Below are 23,748 nucleotides of genomic sequence, written 5' to 3'. Positions count from 1 at the left end.
CTCGGCCTTGAACTGCGGGCTGAACCTTCGCCGCTGCTCTGGCATGGACAGATCCTCTCAGCAGCGAGTCACTGTCCAAGATCATTGGTACACCCCATACCATGTTCAGAACGTCGATGGGGGCCGCTGGCGGGTGGCCGGAGGGGAACAGGGTTGGCCGAGGCGGGAAGGCCTGGTGGTATCCAGTCGATCGGACGGGCCCTCCAGATGCTCGAGGTCATCGCCGACGCCGGCGGTCAGATGTCGCTCAGTGAGTTGGCATCCGTCACTGGCATGCCTGTGCCGACCATCCACCGCATTCTTCGAACACTGGTCGACTGTGGATACGTCCGTCAGCTGCCGAACCGCCGGTACGCGCTCGACGCTCGTCTCATCCCGTTGGGTGAGGCGGCCAGCGCCATGCTCGGCCAGTGGGCGCGGCCCGTTCTCGCCGAGCTCGTCGAGGCTCTGGGAGAGACCGCCAACCTCGCAGTCTTCGACGGTGACCTCGTCATGTACACGTGTCAGGTTCCCTCCAAGCATTCGATGCGGATGTTCACGGAGGTGGGCCGAAGAGTGTTCGCGCACAGCACCGGCGCAGGTAAGGCGCTGCTCTCTCAGCTGTCGGACGAGGAGGTGCGCAACCTGGTCGGGCGGACGGGCCTGCCGGCTGAGACGCCCAACACCATCACCGACGTCGATGTGCTGTCGGCTCAGCTGCAGACGATCCGCGAGCAGGGGTACGCGATGGACGAGGGGGAACAGGAGGTCGGAGTGCGGTGCGTCGCGGTACCCGTGCAGGGGGCCGCGACTCGGCTCTCGGTCTCGGTCTCGGGTCCTGAACCGCGCATGACGCCCGAACTGGTCGAACGTGCGCTTCCGATGCTCGAGCGCGCCAGCAAGGTCCTGACCGGCGCGTTCCCGGATCACCGTCAGGCCGCGGGTTCGCGTCGCTAGTCCCAGCCATCTACTCGCAGCGGAAGCTGCGGGCCAGCGGTGGTGGCGCGCCAGGGCCATCGCCCGCGGCACGGAAGTCCGAGGCCAAGCCGTCAGTCGGCCCGTGAGCAGGGCATTGATCGGCAGGCCCCGGATTGACGATCATCGATCGCGCGTAGCACCACGGGCAGGGCAGTACGCGGGATGACTCCGTCCTGGACGATGTAGTCCGGACCGATCCGGCCGACCGCTGCAAACGCCGGGCTTCCTTCCCAGATCAGGGCCCGCTGGGCGGGTCGAGCGATTCTGCCGCGAGCGCAGAGCGTTCGAGACCAGAGTCGCTACGGACGCCCGCCGCTCCGTCGTTGTCGACGATGAGCAGTGCACCGCGGCCGCGATGGCCTCGATGGCCTTGATGGCGTCCATGATTTCGATTGCTGAGGGCACCACGCCGGCACCGATGATCGCGGATGTCGCTGCGCACGCCTCGTCGGTGGACGCGAACCCCGCCAGCAGAGTGCGCACCTCCTCGGGGGCACGCACCAGGCGACGGTGACCGCAGTGACGATGCCAAGAGGGCCCTCGGAGCCCACGGTCGTTCCGAGCAAGTCATAGCCCGGCCCCATCGGGGGTCAGCCCACCGAGCTCGACCAGGTCGCCATCAGGGGTCACCAGTTCAGCGCCGGTGACATGGTTGCTGGTGAAGCCGTACTCGAGGCAGTGCGCTCCGCCAGAGTTCTCGGCGACGTTGCCGCCGATCGAGCAGAGCTGCTGGCTCGAGGGCTCGGGTGCCTAGTAGTAGCCGTAGGGTGCGGCGGCCTTCGTGACGTTGAGATCGATGACCCCGGTTCCACAACTGCCCGTTGAGCATCGGGGCGCAGCTCGAGGATGGCGCGCATGCGTGAGGTCACAATCGGCACACCGTCAGCCCGGGGGAGCGCGCCACCGGACAGGCCGGTTCCTGAGCCCCGTGCCACGAAGGGCACGCGCTGCTCGGAGCAGGCCCTCACCACCTTCGAGAGCTGGTCGGCCGTCTCGGGGAGCACGACCAGCGCAGGTTGGACCCTGTAGAGGGCCGGGCCGTCGCACTCGTAGGTCCTCAACTCGGCGCGATCGGTGATGACTGGCGCCGGGGGCAGTGTCGCCCGGGCCGGCGCCGCGACGGCGGCCAGCCTCCGGCTCGCGGTCCCGCCGTCGGGCATGGAGCCCCGGTGGGTGCTCATGATCATCCTCTCGCTTGGGCGCTTGCGGGCGTGGGCGGGCAGGGCGAGGGAGTCGGTGAAGTCCTCGCTGACCGCCCTCCCCATGGAGGTGAGGAAATCGAGATCGCCGCCGGCGTCCAGGTCGGCCATCCGCGGACCGCGAGCAACGAGCACCTCGGGACCGCGCTTGCCCTCCCGCGGCAGTCTCGCGAGGAGGTGGGAGGTCTCGGCGTCGAGCGCGGGGCCAGGCATTCGCCGCCGTCTGGGACCACCACCCTCTTGACCGCGCTGCCGAGGCGCCGTAGTTTTCGCATAGCAGACATTTAACTCCGCTACGCGAGAAACTTGGCGACAACGGCGAGTGCTGTTTGCGATCTGCCCAGCCAGTCAGCGCCCCTCGGAGGAACACCCATGACAGTGATGGAAACGGTTGATACTTCGACCACGCAGGCCCATGAGGCAGCGAGCCGATGGGTCCAGGAGTTCGGTGCCGCCCTGGAAGGTCGTGACCTTGCGGCTCTCGACTCGCTCTTCGTCAGCGATGGCTGGTGGCGGGACCTGCTGACGTTCACCTGGGATCTGCGCACCTTCCATGGCACCGATGCGATGCGAGCGGCGGTGGGGGAGCGGCTGGCCGAGGTCGGCCCGTCTCGGTTCTCCCTCGTGGCCGGCAAGGAGCCGCAGGTGGTCACTGTCGGAGAGGGCCAGCAGCTGCAGGTCTTCTTCGAGTTCGAGACTGCGCTGGCCCGTGCAGTGGGATTCGCGAGGCTGTCACCGACCGGCGATGTGGAGCGCCCGTGGAGGGCCTGGACGGTTCTCACTCAGATGCAGGCCCTCAAGGGGCACGAGGAGCTCTCCGGCCCCCGCCGGCCCAAGGGAGCCGACCACGGGTCGCACGTGGGGCGGGAGAACTGGTTCGACCGCCGCGCCCGGGAACGTGAGTTCATCAACGACGAGCCGCAGGTGCTCATCGTCGGTGCAGGGCAGAGCGGCCTGTCGTTGGCGGCCAGGCTCCAGCATCTGGGCGTCAAGACGCTCATGGTCGAGCGCAGCGTGCGCGTGGGTGACAGCTGGCGCAGTCGCTACTACTCCCTGGCGCTGCACGACCCGGTGTGGGTCGACCACTTGCCCTATCTCCGTTTTCCGGAGAACTGGCCGATCTTCACGCCCAAGGACAAGCTCGCGGACTGGTTCGAGAGCTACGTGTCGGCGATGGAGTTGAACGTCTGGACCGCGACCGCGATCGTGTCGTGCAGCTACGACGACTCAACCCGGCAGTGGACTGTGCGGGTTCGCCGTGGCGACGGCAGCGAGCGAACACTGCACCCCAACCACGTAGTACTCGCCACCGGCATGAGCGGTGAGCCCCGTATCCCGACCTTTGCCGGGTTGGAGGACTTCGGCGGCACGATCGTGCACTCCAGCAATCATGGCGGCGGCCAGGACTGGAAGGGCAAGAACGCGGTCGTGATCGGCGGCGGCAACAGCGCCCACGACATCTGCCATGACTTCTACGAGCAGGGCATCGCCGGCGTCACCATGGTGCAGCGCTCGTCGACCTACGTCGTCAGCAGCGAGCAGTTCCTCACGCTCCACGCGGGGGTGTACGAGGAGGGGGGGCCGGACGTCGACGATGCCGACCTCATGAGTGCGTCGGTGCCCTACAACCTGCTGCCCGAGCTGCACATCCCCGCCACGGCTCAGATCGCCGAGAACGATGGCGAACTGCTCGATGGCCTGCGCAGGGCGGGCTTCAAGCTCGACTTCGGCGACGACGGCAGCGGCCTGTTCATGAAGTACCTGCGGGGCAACTTCGCCTACTACATCGACGTGGGTGCATCACAGCTGATCGCCGACGGCAAGATCGGCCTCAAGCAGGGCGTCGAGGTCTCTCACCTGACCAAGGACGGGGTCGTCTTCGCCGACGGCACGTTCGTTCCTGCCGACATCATCGTGATGGCGACCGGCTACGGGAACATGCGGGAGACCGCCCGCAAGGTCATCGGCGACGCGGCCGACCAGTGCCGCGAGGCCTGGGGCCTCGACGACGAGGGCGAGCTCAAAGCCGTCTGGCGCCGTTCCGGCCATGAGGGCTTCTGGTACATGGCCGGCAACCTTCAGGCGGCGCGCCACTACTCGCTGATGCTCGCGCTGCAGCTCAAGGCGATCGAGGAAGGCCTGCTGGAAAAGGCCGAGCCCGCCGCCTGAGCTACACCGGTCCTGGGTGGCCGCCGCCTCGGTGATCCCGACAGGGCGGCCACCCAAGCTCTCCAGATCGTCCGTCCCCCATCCCGCCGTGCGCCAGAACCAGGAGCTGACCAGCATGTCCGTGGACGCGTCACCCGAACTCCTCACAACTCAGACCGAGCTCGACGCCATCATCGAGCGCGTCAACAACTGGGGCCGCTGGGGTGCGGACGACCAGCTGGGGACCCTCAACTTCATCACCCCTGAGGTGCGCAAGGCGGCGGCCGCATGCGTGCGTTCGGGCAAGGTGTTCTCACTCGCGGTGCCGTTCGGTCGCTCAGGGCCGGCGCCCCTCGACGGCCCGCGGCTCAACGCCCAACTGACCATGCTCCAGAGCGGCGCCGACCTCCATGGCGGTGACGGCATGGGCGGCGTGCCGGGCTACGGGTTCGCGGACGACATGGTCACCATGGCGATCTCCTCCGGAACCCAGTGGGACGGTCTGTCGCACTTCTTCCACGACTACAAGATGTACAACGGCCACGACTGCCACCTGGTTGGCTCTCAGGGCACGCCCGTCAACAGCGCGGCGGTGCTCGCGGACAAGCTGGTAACCCGCGGCGTGCTGGTCGACCTGCCACGCGCGGCCGGTGTGGACTGGTTGGAACCGACCCATCGGATTTCCGCTGAGGAGATCGAGAACGCCCTGGACCGGCAGCAGGTCGAGGTGCGAGAGGGCGACGTTCTCCTCATCCGCACGGGCAACATGCTCAGGGCCCGCCAGAACGGCGGTTGGGTCGAGTACGCCAAGCACCCTGAGCCGGGTCCGACCGTGGAGGTGCTGCCCTGGCTGCACGCCAAGAAGGTGGCCGGCATCGCCACCGACAACTGGGCGGTCGAGGCAGTGCCCAGTCGCGGCCCCTTGCTGTTCCCCGTCCACGCCGTGGCGATCGTGCACATGGGGCTGCTCATGGGCGAGATCTTCGACCTGGAGGCCTTGGCCGCCGACTGTGCCGAAGACGGTGTCTACGAGTTCATGCTCAACGGCGGCTCGCTCCCCTTCACCGGCTCGGTCTCTGCGCCCTGCAACCCGGTAGCGGTCAAGTAGCGCCCTGGCGCTCGCGACCACCCCGAGCACAGCGCGGACGACGAGGAGCCAAGGATGTCTTCGGCACAGAGCGGTGCGGGCACGACCCCGCAGGACCTTACGGACGGCGACGACCCGAGGGTGCGAGTGTCAGCCCGGCGGCTGCGCGAGCGGATCTCTGAGGTACTGGTGGCGGCCGGCGCCCCGACCACGCACGCCGACCTGCAGGCCGACCTGCTGACCGAGGCCGAGCTTCGAGGGCATGCGTCACACGGGCTGCTCCGGCTGCCGCGGCTCGTTGCCCGCATCGCCAACGGGGTGCTCGACCCCGCCGCAACCGGGTCGCACCGGTGGGCCAAGCCTGCGCTGCTGGTCACCGACGGGGAGGACGGCTTCGGCCCCGTCATCGCGTTCGCGGCGCTCGACCGGCTGACGGCGCGGGCAAGAGAGACCGGGTCCGCTACTGCGGTCATCAGCGGCAACAACCACCTCGGCATGCTCGCCTACTACGCCGACCACGTCGCCCGGCGCGGACAGGTGCTCATCGCCACCACGTCCACCGAGGCGCTGGTCCACCCCTGGGGCGGACGGGAGGCGCTGGTTGGCACCAATCCCATCGCGATCGGAGTGCCGGCCGATCCTGAGCCCCTGGTCCTCGACATGGCCACGAGTCGGGTGTCCGCCGGCAAGATCCGCCACCACGCCGGCAGGGGGCAACCCATCCCGGAAGGCTGGGCCCTGGATGCCGTCGGCAACCCGACCACCGACGCTGCAGCAGCGGTGGACGGTGCGCTCGCCCCCTTTGGTGGCGCCAAGGGCTATGGCCTTGCCGTCGCCCTCGGCGCTCTCACGGGGGCGCTCACTGCGTCTGCCTTGGGCAGGGACGTCACCGGGACCCTCAGTGACAAGGCGCCCAACACGAAGGGCGACGTCTTCGTGGTCGTCGAGGTACCCGCCAGTGCTCGACGAGCGGTAGGCGCCTACCTGCAGACCTTGCGCTCCAGCAACCCATCGGACCCAGCCAATCCGGTCAGCGTCCCAGGTGACGGCGGGCTACGCCGCCGCACTGCGGCCCTGCACGACGGCGTCGTCTTGAGCGCTGAGCTGTGGCAGCGGATCCGCGCGCTGGACCCCACCACTTCCCCCGACCACGCGAAGGACACTCGATGAGCCATATGCCCCCTGCCCCTGCCCCTGCCCCTGCCCCTGCCCTGAGCCTGCTGCGCCAGCCCGGACAGATCGTCATGGGCGCCGGCCAGCGACACGCCCTCCCATCTCTGCTGCCTGAAAGCGCTGGGGTCATCTTCGTGTGCACGGACACGCGGATGAGCGCCGAAGACGACTTCCGCCGGATCGTCTGGGGCCTCCAGGAAAGCGGCCGCACGGTACGAGTCTTCGACCAGGTGCCAACCGAGCTGCCGGTCGGCGCCGTGATCGACGCCGTGATGGATCGAGCGGGCGAGCGGGTCGATCTGGTGATGGGCGTCGGCGGTGGCAGTTGCCTCGATTTCGCAAAGGTCGCCGCCCTCCTGCTCACCCACGGCGGCAAGCCGCAGGACTACTACGGTGAGTTCGCCGTCCCTGGGCCCACGATTCCAGTGGTGGCCGTGCCCACCACCGCCGGCACAGGTTCGGAGGCCACGCCGGTTGCCGTGCTCAGCGACCCCGACCGGGACATGAAGGTCGGCATCTCCAGTCCCTTCCTCATCCCAGCGCTGGCTGTGTGCGATCCCGAGCTCACCTACGGCGCGCCGCCAGCACTCACCGCGAGCGTAGGGGCGGACGCCCTGAGCCATCTGGTGGAGTCCTTCACCGCGATCGTCCGCCCCGCGACAGCGACGCTGGCCACAGAGCGCGTGTTCGTCGGCAAGGGCGCGCTGACCGATGCCTACGGGCTCCTGGGTCTCGCCGCCATCGGACGGAGCTTTCGTGTGGCGGTCACCAGCGAGGACCCGGTCGCCCGCGCCGACATGGCCATCGCTGCTCTAGCGGGTGGTCTGGCGCTGGGTACGGCGGGCACGGCTGCCGCGCACGCCCTGCAGTACCCGATCGGCACGGCGACGCACACCGCGCATGGCATGGGAGTGGGCTGCCTGCTCCCGTACGTCATGGAGTTCAACCGCTCGGCCCGCGTGACCGAGTTCGCTGCGATCGCCCGGACGCTCGGTGACGACGGCTCCGCGTTCGACGACGAGGAGCTCTCGTACCGCGCCGTGGATCTGGTTGCCGACCTCCTCGCTGACGTCGGCGTCCCCACCGACCTGGCTGCCCTCGGGATGGAGCCCGGCCGTGAGCGGTGGATCGCTGAACAGGCGTTCCAGGCCAAGCGATTGGTCGACAACAACCCGCGTGCCCTTGACGTCGACGCCCTCGAACTCATCGCCGGGGCCGCCCAACGAGGCGAGCGCTCTCTCCTGCGCGTCTGACCTGACCACCTTCCGCAGACCCCGACCACGGCCGCGCAAGTAGCCATCCGAGGAGTGACAGTGACTGCGATTCTGACCGACCGCGCGATCGACCTACTGATCGGAGGCGGAACGTCGACGGGGAGCGGCGAACGCATCCCCGTGCTGGACCCCGCCACCGGCGCCACCGTGGCCACCGTGGCAAATGCTTCGGTGGACGACGGGCTTCTCGCCGTCGAGGCAGCCGCCGAGGCCTTCACGCACTGGCGCAAGCGGTCCCCCCGCGACCGGGCCGAGGTGTTGCGTCGCTGCTTCGATCTGATGGTCGAGCGGAGCGAGGAGCTCAGCGTGCTCATCGCCACGGAGAACGGCAAGACGATGAGCGACGCGCGCGGCGAGGTCGGTTACGCGGCCGAGTTCTTCCGGTGGTACTCGGAGGAGGCTGTGCGCGGCATCGGTCAGGTGAGCCTGTCGCCAAGTGGCACCAACCGGATCATCGCCGTCCAGGAGCCGATCGGGGTGGCGGTGCTGGTGACCCCGTGGAACTTCCCGGCCGCGATGGCCACCCGCAAGATCGCCCCGGCGCTGGCGGCGGGCAGCACCGTGGTGCTCAAGCCGGCCACCGAGACGCCACTCACGGCGTACGCGATCGCTGACATCTGCCGCGAGGCCGGAGTGCCCGACGGTGTGATCAACGTCGTCACCACCCGGAAGGCAGGCCCGGTGGTATCAGCCATGCTGCACGACCCGCGGGTGCGCGCGCTGTCGTTCACCGGCTCGACCGAGGTGGGCGTGCGGTTGCTGCACGAGGCGGCCGACCAGGTGCTGAAGTGCTCGATGGAGCTCGGGGGCAATGCGCCATTCCTGGTCTTCGATGACGCCGACGTCGACTCGGCCGTCGACGGTCTCATGATCGCCAAGATGCGCAATGGCGGTCAGGCGTGCACTGCGGCTAATCGCATCTACGTCCAGCGGGGGATCGCCGATGCGCTGCTCGAGCGACTCACCGATCGGATGGCGGGCCTCAAGATGGGCCCAGGCACCGAGGAGGCGACCGAGTGCGGGCCGCTGGTGAACCGGAGCTCGGTGGACAAGGTGGCCGATCTGGTCGACGGCGCGGTCCGTGACGGGGCTCGGGTGCTCACCGGCGCCTCGGCGCCCGACGGCCCCGGCGCCTTCTACCGTCCCACGGTGCTGGCTGGGGTCTCCGCCGAGTCGCAGATCGTGAGCGAGGAGATCTTCGGTCCTGTCGCGGCCGTCCAGACGTTCGACTGCGAGGGCGAGGTGGTCGCAGCCGCCAATTCGACCGACCTGGGCCTGTCCGCATATGTCTACAGCGGTGACCTGGGGCGGGCGCTCCGGGTCGCCGAGGCCCTGGAGAGCGGCATGGTCGCGATCAACCGGGGCCTGGTCTCAGACCCCGCGGCGCCGTTCGGTGGTGTCAAGCAGAGCGGCCTCGGCCGCGAGGGGGCCCACGAAGGAATGCTCGAGTACACGGAGACCAAGTACATCGCTGTCGCTTGGTGATCTCCCGCTTCCCGCTGACATCCGACCTCCACGATTGGCGATGACCTGTGTCCACTGACATTCGCGTGACCAACCCGTACTCCGGCGACCTCGTCGGGACCACCGCGAACATGAGCGAGGAAGCCGTCGAGTGCGTGCTCCGCCGGGCCTCCGCAGCCTCGCGTGGGTGGGCTCGCACGCCCACCCACGAACGCGTTGCCGTCCTGCGCCGCTTCTCCCAGCAGCTCGAGCCGCACGTCGAGGAGCTGGCGCAGCTGCTGTCGGCAGAAAACGGTAAGCGGATCAGCGCCGCGCGCGACGAGATCCGCAATGCCGGCCGGCTCTTCGACGCCTACGCCACCGAGGCGTTGCGCATCTACGGCCAGAACATCCCCGGCGAGGTGCAGGCCGGTTTCGAGAACGACCTGATCGTGACGACCCATGAGCCGTATGGGGTCGCCGTCCTGGTGACTCCCTTCAACTTCCCGGTCTCCTTGTTCACGCACAAGACCGCTCCCGCGCTGGCCACCGGCAACGTCGTGATCATCAAGCCGAGCCAGTACACGCCGCTGGCGACCATGCGGATGGTCGAGCTCCTGCACCGAGCCGGGGTGCCCGAGGACGTCCTGCAGGTTGCGACGGGGGAAGGCCGCCGCGTGGGTGAGCAGCTGGTCACCAGCCCGTTGGTGCAGCTCGTGTCTTTCACCGGCAGCACGGCGGTCGGTGTCAACGTCGCCGGCAGTGCGGCCAAGCACCTGGCGCGCACCAAGCTCGAGCTCGGCGGGAACGACCCGCTCCTCGTGCTGCCTGATGCCGACCTTGACCTCGCGGTGTCGCATGCTGTCTCCGGCCGCACCCTCGAGAACGGCCAGTGCTGCACGGCGGCCAAGCGGTTCCTCGTCCACAGCGACGTCGCCGACGAGTTCGAGGGCAGGCTCGTGGCGGAGCTGGGCAAGCTCGTCGTCGGTGACCAGCTCGACGAGGGTACGGACATCGGGCCGCTGATCCATGATCGCGCTGCTGCTCAGGCCGCTGGACAGGTCGGCCGGGTCATTGAGCAGGGAGCCCGGCTGGCGCTGGGCACCGGTCGTAACGACGGGGCGCTGCTCGCGCCGCAGGTACTCGTCAACGTGACCGCCGACGCCGATGTAGCGCGCGACGACGAGATCTTCGCGCCGGTGTGGCCGGTCATCCGCTTCACCGATGACCAGGTCGCGGCGGACATTGCCAACTCGTCTGTCTACGGCCTGCACGCATCAGTGTTCAGCCGCGACACCGGTCGGGCGTTGCGCATGGCGCGCGAGCTCGAGGCCGGCCTGGTCGCGATCAACGGATCTGGCTTGTACAAGCCCGCCGCCATCGCGTTCGGTGGCTACAAGATGAGTGGGGTCGGTCGCGAGGGCCTCACCGCCATGGCTCAGGAGTTCACGCAGGTCAAGACAATCGCCATGCGCAACATCCTGCAGGGCCCGCAGTGAGGATCGAAAGCATCGAGACCTTCGTCAAGGGGAAGGTCGCCGTCGTCAGAGTCCGCACCGATGACGGTGTCGAGGGGATAGGGCAGACCGCGCCGTTCGACGTCGAGGTGACGGTGCAGGTCCTGCACACGATGGTGGCGCCCTTCTTCCTCGGGCGCGATCCCTGGGACCTCGAGGCGCTCGTCGACAGCTGCCTGAGATACCAGTACAAGTACCCCGGCACCTTCATGCTGCGCGCCATGTGCGGCGTCGACACGGCTCTGTGGGACGTGCTGGGCAAGGTGGCAGGCCAGCCCGTGCACAAGCTGTTGGGTGGCCGGGTACGCGACTCGGTGCCGATGTACGCCTCCAGCATGAGTCGTGCGGTGACGCCGCAGCAGGAGGCCGAGCGCATGCAGCGCCTGGCCGAGGAGAACGGCTTCCGGTGCGGCAAGGTTCGGATCGGCGAGGAGATGGGCCGTGACGTCGACGCGTGGCCGGGGCGTACCGAGGACCTCATTCCCTACATGCGGGAGGCGATGGGGGAGGACTTCGATCTCAGCGCCGACGCAAACGGGGGTTTCTCGGTCAGCCGCGCGATCCGCGTCGGGAGGCTGCTGGAGGACCACGGCTACTACCACTATGAGGAGCCGTGTCCCTTCCCGGAGATCGAGAACACAGCTGCGGTGTCCGCAGCGCTCGACATCCCCGTGTCGGGTGGTGAGCAGGACAACTCTCTGGCTCAGTTCCATCGCATGCTCGGGATGCGCGCTGTCGATGTCGTGCAGCCCGACGTGGGCTACATCGGTGGCATCTCACGGGCCCGCAAGGTAGCCCAACTCGCCGAGATCGCAGGCATCCCTTGCACCCCGCACTGCTCCAACCACTCCATGCTGCAGGTCTTCACACTCCATCTCGCGGCGGCCATGCCCGCCTGCTCGCAGTACCAGGAGTGGGGGATCGAGCCCACGACTTGGACCGACGAGATCTACGAGCCGATGCTGCGCGTCGTAGCGGGGGAGCTCGCAGTTCCCTCCGAACCGGGGTGGGGACTCGAGCTCGTCCCTCAATTCGTACGGACTGCCGAGCGCCGGCTGTCATCGGCTCGGGAGGTACTCATCCCCGACCGGTCGCCCTGGGCTGTCTAGGCCCCTGGGGCCGGTCTGGTTACGGATGCGAACACCGTTGACCTAGCCCGCCCGGGTCACTACATTTCCGCCAATCGAACATTTTCTTCCGCATCCCGGAGAAGTTGAGCTCGTCCCGACGCACCGGATGCAGACCGAGAGGATCCCCAGATGACGGCACCACGTAAGCCGCGGTCTCAGTCGATCACCGCTGGCGTCGCGATTCTCGGCATCAGTGCCCTGCTCGCCACCGGCTGCGCCAACGCCAACACCGAGGCAGCCGCCGGCGGCTCCGGAGCGTCGGGCGGTACCGACGGCGTCGACCAGTTCCTGTACGCCCCCGACGACTCCGAGCGGGTCGCGCCGGACCCGCAGCTGGTGACCAACCCCGACACCGGTGCCCCGATCCTGCTGCCCTACTTCAACGCCCTGCCGGTTGCGGACGGACCCATCGGCGACGCGAACAAGACGTACAAGATCTGCTTCTCTCAGGCGCTGATCCGCCACCCGTTCGCCGAGGCAATGCGGGCCAGCCTGGCGGCTGAAGCGGCCCGCCACCCGAACATCGAGATCCTGTACTACAACACCGACAACGACCCGCTGAAGCAGATCCAGGACCTGGAGACCTGCGCGGCCCAGAAGCCCGACGCGATCCTGGTGTGGCCGCACTCGACAGCTCCACTCACTCCGACGATCGAGAAGCTGAACAAGGACGGGTTCCTCGTGGTCGGCATGGAGCGCAGCGTCGCCACACGTGAGTACGACCACTGGATCTACCTGGACGGCAAGGCCCAGACCGCGGCGCTGGCGGAGTTCGCCGGCGAGCTGCTCGGTGGCAAGGGTGTGATCGCCGAGACCGGGGGTGACGTTGGCGCTTCGGCGACCATCATCCGTCGCGACGGCTTTGCCGAGGCACTCGGGGCCGAGTATCCCGACATCACGATCAACACCACGCCGCACACAGACTTCAGCGCAGCGCAGGGCTATCAGGTGGCGCTGCAGTTCCTTGGCTCGCCGCAGGGTCAGGACATTGATGCGTGGTACGTCCACTCGGGCACGACAGCCTTCGGTGTCCAGCGGGCCATGGAGCAGCTCGGACGCACGGACATCCCGATCTTCACGATCGACGGCAGTGAGCCGGAGATCCAGGCCGTCATCGACGGTCGATTCGCGGCCGTGATGCCGAACGCGCCAGTGCACGCGGACGTCGCGCTCCGCCTGGCGATCCAGGAGATCAACGGCGAGAAGCCGGCCAAGGACGTCCTCCTGGGCGTGACCGACCTGATCACAGAGGACAACGCCCAGGACTGGCTCGAGGGCGCATGGGGCGCGGGTAGCCAGGACCCGAGCTAGATCGGCCCGACCGCCGTGCCCGCCCGTCCGACAAGGGCGGGCGGGCACGGGTCCCGGGGGCAAACTGTCCGGCCCCGTTCGCCAGTCACTGATATCACCGAGGGAGCGTTCCCGTGATGCCGCCTGCTGAGCAGCCATTCCTGTCGCTGCGAAACGTGTCCAAGCGGTATGCCAACGTCCACGCGTTGTCCGGCGTCGACCTGGATCTCTACGCCGGCCGCTGTCACGCGCTGGTCGGCGAGAACGGGGCCGGCAAGTCCACCTTGATCAAGGTCATCGGTGGACTGGTACAGCCCGACGAGGGGACTCTCACCGTCGGCGGGGCGGAGCAGCATCTGCGCAACCCGGCCCAGGCGCTGAAGCTCGGCATCAGCGTGGTGCCTCAGGAGCTCATCTTCGTGCCCGGCATGTCCGTGGCGGAGAACATCGCTCTGGGGGAGTTCGATGGGCGCGGCGGCTTTGTGGACTCGCGCGCGATAGTCCAGCGCAGTCAGGAGGTGCTCGCTCGGCTCGGCGTACACGTCGACTGTCGTGCGCCGCTGGGCACGATGAGCCCGGCCGTTCAGCAGCTCGCCATGATCGCTCGGGGCCTCTCGCGCCAGGCCCGGCTGCTGGTTCTCGACGAGCCCACCGCCGCCCTCAGCGACCAGGAGGCGGAACACCTCTTCGCCGTGCTGGAGGACCTCAAGAGCGAGGGCATCGGGATCCTGTACGTCAGCCACCGCATGGACGAGTTGCGCCGGCTCGCGGAGGACATGACCGTGCTCCGCGACGGCCAGTTGATCGAGAGCCGGATCGGCGAGGGGGTGCCCGACGACAACCGGCTGATCGAGCTGATGGTCGGCCGGTCGGTGGAGCGCTTCTTCAGCGCCGACCGTCACCGATCTGCCGGCGACAAGGAGGTCCTGCGCGTCGAGGGGCTCAATCGCGAGGGCGTTCTGAGCGACATCAACTTCTCCCTGCACGCGGGGGAGATCCTGGCCCTCACCGGCCTGATGGGGTCGGGTCGTACTGAGGTGCTCCGTTGCCTGGTGGGTGTCGACCGGGCCGACACCATGAAGCTCTTCGTCGACGGCGAGGAGACCCGTATCAGGAGTCCCCGTGACGCTCAACGGGTCGGGATGATGCTGGTCCCCGAGGAGCGCAAGGCGCAGGGGCTGGTCGAGATGATGTCGGTCGCGGACAACATCTGCCTGCCCAACCTACGCAAGTGGGCGAAGGGGCCCTTCGTCCTCGACCGGTCGCGTCGTGCCGACGTGACCGACATGGTAGCGAAGGTCGGTCTGCAGGCCAGCAAGTACGGCGCTGCCGCGGGCAGCCTCAGTGGCGGCAACCAGCAGAAGGTCGTGATCGGCAAGTCGCTCATCGGGGGGACGCGCATTCTCCTGCTCGACGAGCCGACGCGCGGAATCGACGCAGCGGTCAAGCACGAAATCTATGCACTCCTCGGGTCCCTGGCCGACGAGGGCTGCGCCGTGCTCGTGGTCTCCTCCGAGATGTTGGAGGTCCTCGGGCTGGCCGACCGCGTGATCGTGCTCAGGAGCGGGGCGGTGGCAGGGACGCTCTCGGGTGAGCAGGCAACTGAGCGCAACATCCTCGAGCTCGCGATGTTGGGCAGTGGCGCGGACTCGGGTCCATCAGACAACGCCCCGCTCGGGGAGCAGATCGAAGGGTCACGCACATGAACCAGCGAAGCGGAACGTCAACTCGGCGCGGGGCCGACGTCAAGTCCGTTGAGGCGGGTGCGGACGGGGGCGAGAAGACGGGCGACCTGGACCGAGGCGACACGCCGCCGGCCAGTGGACGGATCAGGAGATTCCGCCTGCCCCGCGAGGCCAGCATGCTCCCGGCCCTCGTCGTGGTGCTCGTACTGGGGAGCGTGCTCTCGCCTTCCTTCCTGACGACGCAGAACTTCGAGACCGTCCTGAAGATCACGTCAGTCGTGGGGCTGCTCGCTGTGGGCCAGACGCTGGTGATCCTCAGCGGGGGTGGTGGCATCGACCTGTCGGTCGGTGCTGTCGCGGCGGTTTCCGCGGTGGTTGGCGCTCTCTACGCCGGCTACGGACTCACCGCTTTCATCGTTGCTGCGGTCCTCACCGGTTCCTTCATCGGCCTGATCAACGGGTTGGGCGTGAGCCGGGCCTTCCTGCAACCTTTCATCGTCACGCTGGCGACGATGACGATCGCTCGTGGGGCCGCGTTCTACATCTCGGGCGGCACGCCTCTGATCGTCTCCATGCCGGACCTGAACGCCATCAGCACCAGCAAGTTGTGGTTCGTCCCTGTACCAGCGGTGCTCTTCATCGGCACCGCGGTCGTCGTGCACATCGTCCTGCGCTACACCGTGTGGGGGCGAGAGATCTACGCCGTCGGTGGCACTGAGGAGGCGGCGTACCTCTCGGGTGTGCCGGTCGCCCGTCGTCGCCTGCTCGTCTACATCGCCAGTGGTTTCCTCGCCGGCGTTGCTGGGGTCCTACTCGCCAGCTTCACTGCCACGGCAGACGCCAACGCTGCCAGTGGGTACGAGCTGAGCGCGATCGCAGCCGTCGTGGTGGGTGGTACGGCGCTCGCCGGCGGTCAGGGCTCGATCGTCGGCACCATGATCGGTGTCCTGGTGATCGCCTTCACCGGAAACATCCTGAACCTCATGAACGTCGACCCGTTCATGCAGCTGCTGATCAACGGCCTCATCGTGCTGGTGGCGGTGTCGCTGGAGGCCCAGCGCCGTAGCGGCTCATCGCGCGGTCGACTGCGAGGACTCGCGATCATGTACGGCACCATCGGTGTCGGAGCACTGATCATGTTCACCGTCCTGGCTCCGAGCTGAGGCCGGCCGAATGGTTCTCGAGCAAGCAGTCTTCGAGGTCGTGCCGGGAACGGAAGCCGAGTTCGTCGCGGCCTACGGGACGGCGCGGCAGCTGGTCGAGGTGACGCAGGGCTGCCTGACCATGCGGATGACGCGAGGCGTCGAGGTGCCGAACCGCTTCGTGCTGCTCGTGGAGTGGGAATCGATCGAGTCCCATGAGGATTTCCGGGCCAACGATCGGTTCCCTCGTTGGCGGGCGCTGATCGGCGAGTACTTCAGCGCACCTCCGAAGGTGGAACACCTGCTCGACCTGTAGCTCGAGCGCGCGTGTGTCATCCGTGTTTCAAACTGCGACGGCATCGTGGGGCAGGTCTCCCGGAGACTTCTGTCACTCAGCACGGGATGTCGAAGGAGACCCACGTGGCAGCGCACATGATCCCCAGCAAGTCCCTCGCCGGCCGCACAGGCGGCCAGCCAGAGCGGTTCAGTCGGACCGGGCCGCGGCCCGGCTACCAGTTCGACTGGACCGCTCCTGCGGGGCGGGGCAAGGTCGACGCCGACCTCCTGCTGCTCACGGGACGCGGATCACCGGACCGGGTGAGGGCACTCCTTCCCGCCGGGATGGAGCCCACTGGCCGTGTCCTCATCTACATGGCGTGGATGCAGGAGCGGACCGCCAGGAGCACGGGCAGTTCATGGCCGTTCCGGGAGCTGGGGCTGGCCATCGAAGCACGGTCGAGCGGTGAACAGGACGTAGACCTCGTCTTCCACGCGCCGCTCTTCGTCGACGACCCGCTGGCAGCGATCCGCGGACCGGAAGGGATCGTCGGCCCACGGCGCCTGGCGGAAATCTGCGTGGATCCAGTGGGGCTCGGAGATCGCGACCGTGCGTTCTCTGTTCACCACGGAGGACGGTCTGTCGTCTCGGCGACCTTGCGGGACCTTCGCGCGATCACGACGAAGGAATTCCCCGTCTGCGGGACGCGCTTCCCGGTGCAGCGCGCGGCCGCCACGGGTCGTGGGCAATCCGTGCCCGGGCTCGACGTGCAGCGAACGCGGTTGGACTTCCAAGTCAGAGGCACGATGAAGGGCGCAGCCTCCATCGATATCCACCCAGACGCCTTCGGCGGGGTCGACATCGGTCCCCTTGACGGGCTTCATGGGTACGCGGGCGGTTGCCGGGTCCTACTGCATGCAGCAACCCCTTTCGGCGTCAAGGCTTGGTCGATGACGGCCTAGTGCCGCGCCTGTCGACCTTCGCCTTCTCCGGGCCGTGCTTGTCACCGATGAGGCGCAGGTGCCTATCGATCGTGCCGACGCTGAGCTCTCGTACGCGGAGGTTGCCCAGGCCGGGGAGGACCTGCTGGTCGAGGCGGTTGTGGCACGCCTGCATGGTCGTGGGGCTGAGGTTCTTGAGCCCGGCGAACCATGCATCAGCCAGGACGTTCACGCGCGTGTTGGAGGTGATGTCCCCGCCGACGTCGAACCGGGCACGGCCCCGGAGCGCAAGTCGGAGCGACGCCTCGGCAGGAGCCTTGGTCTTGGCGCTGCGTTCGACCTGTCGGCACTTGCCGTCGTAGTCCCGATACCAGGCGACAGCGCGATGCCCTGACGTCGTGGGATACAGGCGATCGGGACGAAACGCCTGGACTTCGCCGTCTTCGGCACGGTCACCAGCAGGCGCCCCTGGACGCGGGCGAGCGTTCCGCGCACCCGCAGCAGGCCCTTGTCCAGGTCGACGTCCGACCACTGCAGGCCTAGCGCCTCGCCGCGGGCCCCATCGAGGACGAGGTCCTCCAGGCCCACCGCGACGCTGGCAACTGACGGCCTGCATCGACAGGGCACCACGGATCTGCAGATCCCGGTCTGTCGGGAGTCCGAGCGGGTCAGTGCTTCAGCACCGCGGCTGGTTGTTCCCGCTCGTCCACGGGGGACAAGCTGATCTAGGACCTGGTCAATTGCTTCTGTCGGCAGCGTCGGGACCGATCAGCCACGTGCGCAGGTCGAGGAGCAGCGTCACTGCTTCCGCGGCGGAGGACGCGGTGCCGTAGACGTAGTGGTCCGGTCGGACGATGGCGATGCGTTGCCCGGAGGTGCCCAGCCAGGCGCTGATCACGGTGTCGTCATCGATCGCCTTGACTAGCGGCTTCTCGGCCACGCCACCCTCACCCAGCTCCACGAGGACACCGCAGACGGGCGTCAGCGCCCCGATGAGTGCTGCGCGCTCGTCAGGCCTGAGCGGCTCGACCGCAACAGCGCGCACGGTCGCGCCGCTGATGTCGTCCAGCCTGCCGGCGAAGCGGCCGGAGTGCACGAAGGGTTGCGGGAGGCTCGAACCGGCCTCCGGGCTGCCGGTCTTGATCAAGCCGCTCGTCAACCCAGGGATCAGGTCCTGGCGCAGCATGGTCTGCACGGCGCCGCCCTGTTCGTCGAGGAGGCGGGCGTCGCGTTGGGCCGCGCGCTCGGGATCGCGCTCGCAGATCAACTCCCCGAGCGTCATCGCTGCTCGCGTGGTGGCGGTCACGTGCGGCTTGCGCTCCTGCTGGTAGGTGTCCAGCAGGTCTTCTGGAGCGCCGTGGCGGATCACCCGCTCGAGCTTCCATGCCAGGTTGAGCGCGTCCCGCATGCCTTGGGCCATGCCCTGGGCCATGAACGGGGGCGTCATGTGTGCCGCGTCGCCGGCCAGTAAAATTCGTCCGCGCCGCCATTCGCGCGCCACGAGTCCGTGGAAGCGGTAGGTCGCCGAGCGCCAGATGCGGCCGTCCTGCGGGCCGATCCAACGTCTCAACAGTGGCCACAGGTCCTCCTCCGGCCACTCTCCGGACGCGCGGTCATCGGCGTTGAGCCGGATCTCCCATCGGCGGTGGTTGTCGACGCACACGACATAGGTGCACGGCCGCTCGGGTTCGCAGTACTGCACCTGGGTCTGCGGCAGCTGCGCGAGCTTGTCGTCATCGACCCCGACATCGACGACCAGCCCCGGTTCATCGAAGCCGAGGTCCTCCAGGACCAGGCCCAGCTTCTTGCGCACGAGGCTGGCCCCGCCGTCGCAGGCGATCAGGTAGCGGCTGCGGATGCGCTGTGTCTCGGTGTCACCTGCCAGCCGCACGTCTGCCCAGGCTCCGTCGTCGTCCTGCCCGACGCGTTCCACGTCCGCCGAGAGGTGGACGACGACGTTGGGCAGTTCCTCGAGTCGGGCTCGCAGCAAGCGCTCGAAGGCTGGCTGTTCGAACACGTAGTTGGGAGCCCACCCCAGATGGAAGGGCGGCGGAGCGGAATCCAGCCGACGGATCAGCTGCCCCTTCGTGCCCCGGTACGCACTGGGCCGATAGGGCGCGATGTGCGGGGCCAGGCGATCGGCAAGGCTGAGCTCCTGCACGATCCGCATCACCTCGTGGTCCAGACCGATGGCCCGTGGCAACGGGTAGAGGTCGGCCAGACGGTCGAAGACGGCCACACTCACCCCGCGTTGTCCGAGTAGTCCCGCGAGTGCGGCACCGGTGGGACCCAGGCCCACGATGATGACGTCTTTCTCGTCCATGGTCGTCCGTGCCTCAGCTCTTTCCTGGATGCCGTCGGCACGGGTGCATCTGCCGCCGGGCGGGCTCGTGGTCATCAGCGGGCGGCTCCTGGGCCGCGCTGCCCGTGCTCCCGACCGCGGTGGTACCGGCGGCGTGCACGCACCCGCCGCCAGGCCGCGGTGCTGCTAGGCCCACCTGCTCGTCCCGCTGCCGGTTCCTACCGTCGATGGGGCGTGCGCAGGATGCTGACGTTCTCGACCTCGACGCCGTCGCGGGCGCCAGAGTGGAGATCGTGGAAGCCACGGGTCCGGAGGACTCTCGGTCACGCCGGGGCCGGGGTTCCGTGGTGGTCGACAGGAACGGCGGTCGGCGCCTCACCTGTGGCCCATGGCGACCTGGGCGGGACCGCGGTACCGCCCAGGTCGCTACGTGGCCCAGGTCCTACGTCGTGACGCCGGTGAGCACGAAGGCGATGGTGGCGGGCCGATCGGTCCGGTTGCGCCAGGCATGCCGGCTGCCCAGCTGGACCACCGTGTCGCCCGCCGTGAGCCGGGTCTGGGCGCCGTCGCCCAGTTCCATGGTCACCTCACCTTCGAGCACGATGGCGTAGTCCACGGTGTCGGTCCGGTGCATCCCGGGGTTGTCGGGCTCCATGACAGCGGCCATGTCCGGGGGCGTAGGTGGCGAACTCCTCGCCGGCCTTGGCCGGGTCGAAGCGGGGATCGGTCACGAAGGAGTCCGGGGCGACCTGGAGGACCCGACGCCACCGGGCTGAGCGGTCCGTTCTCCTGCCTGAACGAGGCTCGCTACGGGATCATGTGGGGGGCGATGGGTGCCGCCCGCGACGCCTACGAGGTCGCGTTGAGGTACGCGCTGGAGCGTCGCGCCTTCGGCCGGCCGATCGCGTCCTTCCAGCTCACCCAGCAGAAGCTGGTCGACATGGTGCTGGAGCTCCAGAAGGGCGTGCTGATCGCGCTCCAGACCGGCCGCCTGAAGGACGCCGGCACGCTGCGGCCTGAGCAGATCTCCTTCGGCGCGCTCGACAACGTCCGGGAGGCGACCACGATCTGTCGCTCAGCTCGGACGATCGTCGGCGGCAACGGCATCACGCTCGAGCACTCACCCATGCGGCACGCCGAGAACCTGGAGAGCGTGCGCACGTACGAGGGCACCGACGAGGTGCACACCCTGATCATGGGGCGAGCGATCACCGGCCTCCCTGCCTTCGGCGGCTGAGCGACGGCCCCCTCCACGAGCACTCACCTCGAACCTCGAACGACGCCCCGGCCGGGGCCGTCCACCCGATAGGAGAAACACCCGCATGAAGCTGATCTCGTTCAAGAACGACGACACGGAGACCTGGGGGGCCGTTGCGGGCGACCGGGTGCTGGACCTGGCTGCGGCGAGCGGCTCCGCGACGCTGGCCGAGTTCATCGCCAGTCCGGCGTTCGCCGACCGGGACGCCCTGGCGTCCAGCGTGCAGCCCGGCCCGCTGCTGGCCGACGTGGAGTTGCTGCCGGTGATCCCGCGCCCGGAGAAGATCGTGGCGCGGTGCGGAACTACATGGACCACCACCAGGAGGTGCTGGCCGCCGGGATGCAGCGGGAGCTGTCGGAGTTCCCGCCGATCTTCCTGCGGGTGTGGCGGTCCCAGGTGGCCCACGAGGAGCCCATCGTCCGCCCGAGCGTGTCGGAGTCCCTGGACTGGGAGGGCGAGCTCGCCGTCATCATCGGTGCAGGTGGCCGAGACATCCCCGAGGCGGACGCGTGGGACCACGTGGCGGGCTACAGCTGCTATAACGACGCCAGCGTGCGCGAGTGGCAGTTCCACGCCAAGCAGATCGCCTCCGGCAAGAACTTCGAGGGCACCGGGGCCTTTGGCCCCTGGATGGTGACCGCCGACGAGATCGAGCCGGGCCGCAAGCTGACGCTGGAGACCCGCCTGAACGGCGAGGTCGTCCAGTCCAGCGACACCGGCAACATGATCTTCTCGATCCCGCGCCTGATCAACTATGCCTCCACGATCTTCACGCTCGTGCCGGGCGACGTCATCGTGACCGGCACCCCTGCCGGCGTCGGCTGGAGCAAGAAGCCCCCGCGCTTCATGCAGCCCGGCGACGTGGTCGAGGTCGAGGGCGTCGGCGTACTGCGCAACCCCGTCGTGGCGCAGTGACGAAGACTGAGGAGGACCCCGGTGCACCCCAACCTCGTCGCCGGCCAGTGGCGGGACGGTGCGGACGCCCGCCCGGACGTCAACCCCTCGGACACGACGGACGTCGTGGGCGAGTACGCGTCGGCGGACACCGCCCAGGCCCGGGCTGCGGTCGCGGCCGCCGCCGAGGTCGCCGCCGTGTGGGCCGCGACAGCCGGAGCCGTCCGTGGCGAGATCCTGGACCGGGCCGGTGCCGAGCTGCTCGCCCGTAGCGGGGAGCTAGGGGACCTGCTCGCCCGCGAGGAGGGCAAGACGCTGCCCGAAGCGGTGGCCGAGGTGGTGCGCGCCGGGCAACTGCTGAAGTTCCACGCCGGTCAGGCCGTGCGGAACGTGGGGGAGCACCTCGAGTCGTTGCGCCCGGGCATCGAGGTGACGGTCACCCGGGAGCCGGTGGGAGTCGTCTCGGTCATCACCCCGTGGAACTTCCCCATGGCGATCCCCGCCTGGAAGATCGCCCCGGCGCTGGCCTACGGCAACACGGTCGTCTTCAAACCGGCCGATGCCGTCCCGGCCAGCGCCTGGGCACTGGCCGACGTCCTGCACCGGGCCGGGCTGCCGGCCGGTGTGCTGAACCTGGTGATGGGACGCGGCCGCGACATCGGCGACGTGCTCACCGGGTCGGCAGAGATCGCCGCCGTGTCGTTCACCGGGTCGGTGTCCACCGGTGAACGGGTGCCCGCGGCCACCACCACGCGAAGGGCGCGGGTGCAGCTGGAGATGGGTGGCAAGAACCCCCTGGTCGTCGCTGACGACGCCGACCTCGATCTCGCCGTGGAGGTGGCGGTGCAGGGCGGCTACGGCTCCACCGGGCAGCGCTGCACGGCCTCCTCCCGACTGGTGGTCGCAGATCGGGTGCACGACCAGTTCGTCGACAGGTTGTGGGACCGGCTCCAGGCGTGGCGCGTCGACGACGCCCGGGCTGTCGGGACGGACATGGGGCCGGTGGTCGATGCCGACCAGTTGGCCCAGGATCTGCACTACATCGCCGTCGCGGAAAAGGAGGGGGCCGAGGTCCGCGGCGGCCGGCAACTGGAGCGGGCTCGGCCCGGCCACTACCTCGAGCCGGCGCTGCTCGTCGGCACGCGGGCCTCCGACACGGTGAACCGAGAGGAGGTCTTCGGTCCGGTGGCCTCGGTCATCCGGGTCGCTGACCACGACGAGGCGGTGGCAGTGGCCAACGACACCGAGTTCGGCCTCACCGCGGGCATCGTGACCCGGTCGCTCGCCCGGGCCACCGACTTCCGGCGACGGTCCACAGCGGGCATGGTGATGGTCAACGTCCCCACCGCGGGCGTGGACTACCACGTCCCCTTCGGAGGACGCGGCGGCTCCTCCTACGGACCCCGCGAGCAGGGAGCCGCAGCCCGCGATTTCTTCACCGTCAGCAAGACGAGCTACGTCTCCGCCGGCGTGCCCGACTGAGCGCTGCTCGTCCAGAGCGCCGCGGCCGCCGCGTCCGGTGCCCTCACGCAGACGTCGCGCTCACCGTCCAGTCCCGCCGTCGATGTCCCGATCCGCCGTAGGCAGAAACGGGCCTGTCCGGAGTATCGGTGCTGCTGCTCGGTCCGAAGCTGGAGGAGGAGCACGCCGCCAACTCAGGCAGTGTCTACATCGAGCAGGCGCGTCGGTCCCTTCGAAGGCCGACACGACGATGCTTAGCAGGGCTAACGAACTCGCCTGTTTGACCACCATTTTGACCACCATTGTTCCTGGTTCGGGTCAGTTCGCGGTGGTCCGCCTCAGTTCCGTATGGCCCCTGAGCTGCGGAGACGCACTTCGACGGACGGCCACGAACCCCCTTCGCACGTCTGGGGGTCAAGGGGTCGCAGGTTCAAATCCTGTCAGCCCGACAGTGTGATGTCGCAGGACATCGCGGACGCCCGAACCCACGATTCGTGGGTTCGGGCGTCCGTTATTTCCGGGTGGGTCCGGGTGGTCTGCCGGTGGGCTGGTAGTCCCTGGTGGGGTCGA

The 23,748-nt window shown here is 68.4% G+C and carries 21 protein-coding genes and 1 pseudogene; 16 read left to right on the top strand and 6 right to left on the bottom strand.

Annotation, left to right across the window (positions count from 1 at the left end; translation table 11 throughout):
* Positions 1 to 153: 153 nt before the first annotated feature.
* A complete protein-coding gene (locus tag ACYVG5_RS02665; RefSeq protein ID WP_460682935.1) occupies positions 154 to 936 on the top strand; it encodes an IclR family transcriptional regulator in 783 nt (260 codons plus the stop codon).
* Between the two features lie 141 nt (positions 937 to 1,077).
* On the opposite strand, the gene ACYVG5_RS02660 is transcribed toward ACYVG5_RS02665, so the two are convergent.
* From ACYVG5_RS02660 to ACYVG5_RS02650, 3 genes and pseudogenes are all read right to left on the bottom strand, one after another.
* On the bottom strand, positions 1,078 to 1,440 hold the full coding sequence (locus tag ACYVG5_RS02660; RefSeq protein WP_460682938.1) for an FAD-linked oxidase C-terminal domain-containing protein: 363 nt from the start codon (positions 1,438 to 1,440) through the stop codon (positions 1,078 to 1,080).
* 84 nt (positions 1,441 to 1,524) lie between these two features.
* Complete coding sequence (locus ACYVG5_RS02655; RefSeq protein ID WP_460682937.1) at positions 1,525 to 1,674, bottom strand: FAD-binding protein; 150 nt, start codon at positions 1,672 to 1,674, stop codon at positions 1,525 to 1,527.
* A 137-nt stretch (positions 1,675 to 1,811) separates the two neighbouring features.
* Positions 1,812 to 2,117 (bottom strand): annotated as a pseudogene (locus tag ACYVG5_RS02650) (FAD-binding oxidoreductase); the annotation flags it as partial.
* A 411-nt stretch (positions 2,118 to 2,528) separates the two neighbouring features.
* Here ACYVG5_RS02650 and ACYVG5_RS02645 point away from each other — a divergent pair.
* The 12 genes from ACYVG5_RS02645 (at position 2,529) to ACYVG5_RS02590 (ending at position 17,284) form a co-directional block, all read left to right on the top strand.
* Positions 2,529 to 4,325: a flavin-containing monooxygenase gene (locus ACYVG5_RS02645; RefSeq protein ID WP_222048216.1), complete on the top strand. Its 1,797-nt coding sequence runs from the start codon at positions 2,529 to 2,531 to the stop codon at positions 4,323 to 4,325.
* Positions 4,326 to 4,413: 88 nt separating this feature from the next.
* Complete coding sequence (locus ACYVG5_RS02640; protein WP_222048214.1) at positions 4,414 to 5,412, top strand: cyclase family protein; 999 nt, start codon at positions 4,414 to 4,416, stop codon at positions 5,410 to 5,412.
* 54 nt (positions 5,413 to 5,466) lie between these two features.
* Complete coding sequence (locus tag ACYVG5_RS02635) at positions 5,467 to 6,561, top strand: Ldh family oxidoreductase (RefSeq protein ID WP_246630098.1); 1,095 nt, start codon at positions 5,467 to 5,469, stop codon at positions 6,559 to 6,561.
* Positions 6,558 to 7,817, top strand: a complete 1,260-nt coding sequence (locus tag ACYVG5_RS02630) for an iron-containing alcohol dehydrogenase (protein WP_460682934.1) — start codon at positions 6,558 to 6,560, stop codon at positions 7,815 to 7,817. The genes ACYVG5_RS02635 and ACYVG5_RS02630 overlap by 4 nt, the downstream gene beginning before the upstream one ends.
* A 60-nt stretch (positions 7,818 to 7,877) precedes the next feature.
* Positions 7,878 to 9,323, top strand: a complete 1,446-nt coding sequence (locus ACYVG5_RS02625) for an NAD-dependent succinate-semialdehyde dehydrogenase (protein WP_460682933.1) — start codon at positions 7,878 to 7,880, stop codon at positions 9,321 to 9,323.
* Between the two features lie 65 nt (positions 9,324 to 9,388).
* A complete protein-coding gene (locus ACYVG5_RS02620) occupies positions 9,389 to 10,780 on the top strand; it encodes an aldehyde dehydrogenase family protein (protein WP_222048208.1) in 1,392 nt (463 codons plus the stop codon).
* Positions 10,777 to 11,907 (top strand): mandelate racemase/muconate lactonizing enzyme family protein, encoded by a 1,131-nt coding sequence (locus ACYVG5_RS02615; protein ID WP_222048206.1) that lies wholly within the window; start codon positions 10,777 to 10,779, stop codon positions 11,905 to 11,907. Before ACYVG5_RS02620 ends, ACYVG5_RS02615 begins: the two co-directional genes overlap by 4 nt.
* A 150-nt stretch (positions 11,908 to 12,057) precedes the next feature.
* Entirely contained in the window at positions 12,058 to 13,239 is a 1,182-nt protein-coding gene (locus ACYVG5_RS02610; RefSeq protein ID WP_222048204.1) for a sugar ABC transporter substrate-binding protein, read from the top strand.
* 116 nt (positions 13,240 to 13,355) lie between these two features.
* Complete coding sequence (locus ACYVG5_RS02605; RefSeq protein ID WP_246630177.1) at positions 13,356 to 14,924, top strand: sugar ABC transporter ATP-binding protein; 1,569 nt, start codon at positions 13,356 to 13,358, stop codon at positions 14,922 to 14,924.
* Entirely contained in the window at positions 14,921 to 16,066 is a 1,146-nt protein-coding gene (locus tag ACYVG5_RS02600; protein WP_222048200.1) for an ABC transporter permease, read from the top strand. The genes ACYVG5_RS02605 and ACYVG5_RS02600 overlap by 4 nt, the downstream gene beginning before the upstream one ends.
* Positions 16,067 to 16,076: 10 nt before the next feature.
* Positions 16,077 to 16,361 (top strand): antibiotic biosynthesis monooxygenase family protein, encoded by a 285-nt coding sequence (locus tag ACYVG5_RS02595; protein ID WP_222048198.1) that lies wholly within the window; start codon positions 16,077 to 16,079, stop codon positions 16,359 to 16,361.
* Positions 16,362 to 16,465: 104 nt separating this feature from the next.
* Positions 16,466 to 17,284: an acetoacetate decarboxylase family protein gene (locus tag ACYVG5_RS02590; protein ID WP_222048196.1), complete on the top strand. Its 819-nt coding sequence runs from the start codon at positions 16,466 to 16,468 to the stop codon at positions 17,282 to 17,284.
* On the opposite strand, the gene ACYVG5_RS02585 is transcribed toward ACYVG5_RS02590, so the two are convergent.
* From ACYVG5_RS02585 to ACYVG5_RS02575, 3 genes are all read right to left on the bottom strand, one after another.
* On the bottom strand, positions 17,259 to 17,495 hold the full coding sequence (locus tag ACYVG5_RS02585; RefSeq protein WP_222048194.1) for a hypothetical protein: 237 nt from the start codon (positions 17,493 to 17,495) through the stop codon (positions 17,259 to 17,261). The two genes, ACYVG5_RS02590 and ACYVG5_RS02585, sit on opposite strands and share 26 nt — an antisense overlap.
* A gap of 504 nt (positions 17,496 to 17,999) precedes the next feature.
* Complete coding sequence (locus ACYVG5_RS02580; protein ID WP_222048193.1) at positions 18,000 to 19,661, bottom strand: bifunctional 3-(3-hydroxy-phenyl)propionate/3-hydroxycinnamic acid hydroxylase; 1,662 nt, start codon at positions 19,659 to 19,661, stop codon at positions 18,000 to 18,002.
* A gap of 346 nt (positions 19,662 to 20,007) precedes the next feature.
* Positions 20,008 to 20,232: a cupin domain-containing protein gene (locus tag ACYVG5_RS02575; protein WP_222048191.1), complete on the bottom strand. Its 225-nt coding sequence runs from the start codon at positions 20,230 to 20,232 to the stop codon at positions 20,008 to 20,010.
* Here ACYVG5_RS02575 and ACYVG5_RS02570 point away from each other — a divergent pair.
* From ACYVG5_RS02570 to ACYVG5_RS02560, 3 genes are all read left to right on the top strand, one after another.
* Entirely contained in the window at positions 20,194 to 20,802 is a 609-nt protein-coding gene (locus ACYVG5_RS02570) for an acyl-CoA dehydrogenase family protein (protein WP_460682932.1), read from the top strand. The genes ACYVG5_RS02575 and ACYVG5_RS02570 overlap by 39 nt on opposite strands.
* Before the next feature lie 315 nt (positions 20,803 to 21,117).
* On the top strand, positions 21,118 to 21,738 hold the full coding sequence (locus tag ACYVG5_RS02565) for a fumarylacetoacetate hydrolase family protein (RefSeq protein ID WP_222048188.1): 621 nt from the start codon (positions 21,118 to 21,120) through the stop codon (positions 21,736 to 21,738).
* A gap of 21 nt (positions 21,739 to 21,759) precedes the next feature.
* Positions 21,760 to 23,199, top strand: coding sequence for an aldehyde dehydrogenase family protein (locus tag ACYVG5_RS02560; RefSeq protein WP_222048186.1), 1,440 nt, complete (start codon positions 21,760 to 21,762; stop codon positions 23,197 to 23,199).
* Positions 23,200 to 23,748 lie beyond the last annotated feature (549 nt).

Source organism: Modestobacter lapidis (assembly GCF_054780755.1).
This window is presented reverse-complemented; position numbering and strand designations above follow the sequence as displayed.

What these genes read in the sequence shown, in the direction of transcription:
- ACYVG5_RS02645 (WP_222048216.1), top strand. Translation starts at nt 2,529, where the DNA reads ATGACAGTGATGGAAACGGTTGATACTTCGACCACGCAGGCCCATGAG.
- ACYVG5_RS02635 (WP_246630098.1), top strand. Translation starts at nt 5,467, where the DNA reads ATGTCTTCGGCACAGAGCGGTGCGGGCACGACCCCGCAGGACCTTACG.
- ACYVG5_RS02630 (WP_460682934.1), top strand. Translation starts at nt 6,558, where the DNA reads ATGAGCCATATGCCCCCTGCCCCTGCCCCTGCCCCTGCCCCTGCCCTG.
- ACYVG5_RS02610 (WP_222048204.1), top strand. Translation starts at nt 12,058, where the DNA reads ATGACGGCACCACGTAAGCCGCGGTCTCAGTCGATCACCGCTGGCGTC.
- ACYVG5_RS02605 (WP_246630177.1), top strand. Translation starts at nt 13,356, where the DNA reads ATGCCGCCTGCTGAGCAGCCATTCCTGTCGCTGCGAAACGTGTCCAAG.
- ACYVG5_RS02600 (WP_222048200.1), top strand. Translation starts at nt 14,921, where the DNA reads ATGAACCAGCGAAGCGGAACGTCAACTCGGCGCGGGGCCGACGTCAAG.
- ACYVG5_RS02595 (WP_222048198.1), top strand. Translation starts at nt 16,077, where the DNA reads ATGGTTCTCGAGCAAGCAGTCTTCGAGGTCGTGCCGGGAACGGAAGCC.
- ACYVG5_RS02580 (WP_222048193.1), bottom strand. Translation starts at nt 19,661, where the DNA reads ATGACCACGAGCCCGCCCGGCGGCAGATGCACCCGTGCCGACGGCATC.
- ACYVG5_RS02575 (WP_222048191.1), bottom strand. Translation starts at nt 20,232, where the DNA reads ATGGCCGCTGTCATGGAGCCCGACAACCCCGGGATGCACCGGACCGAC.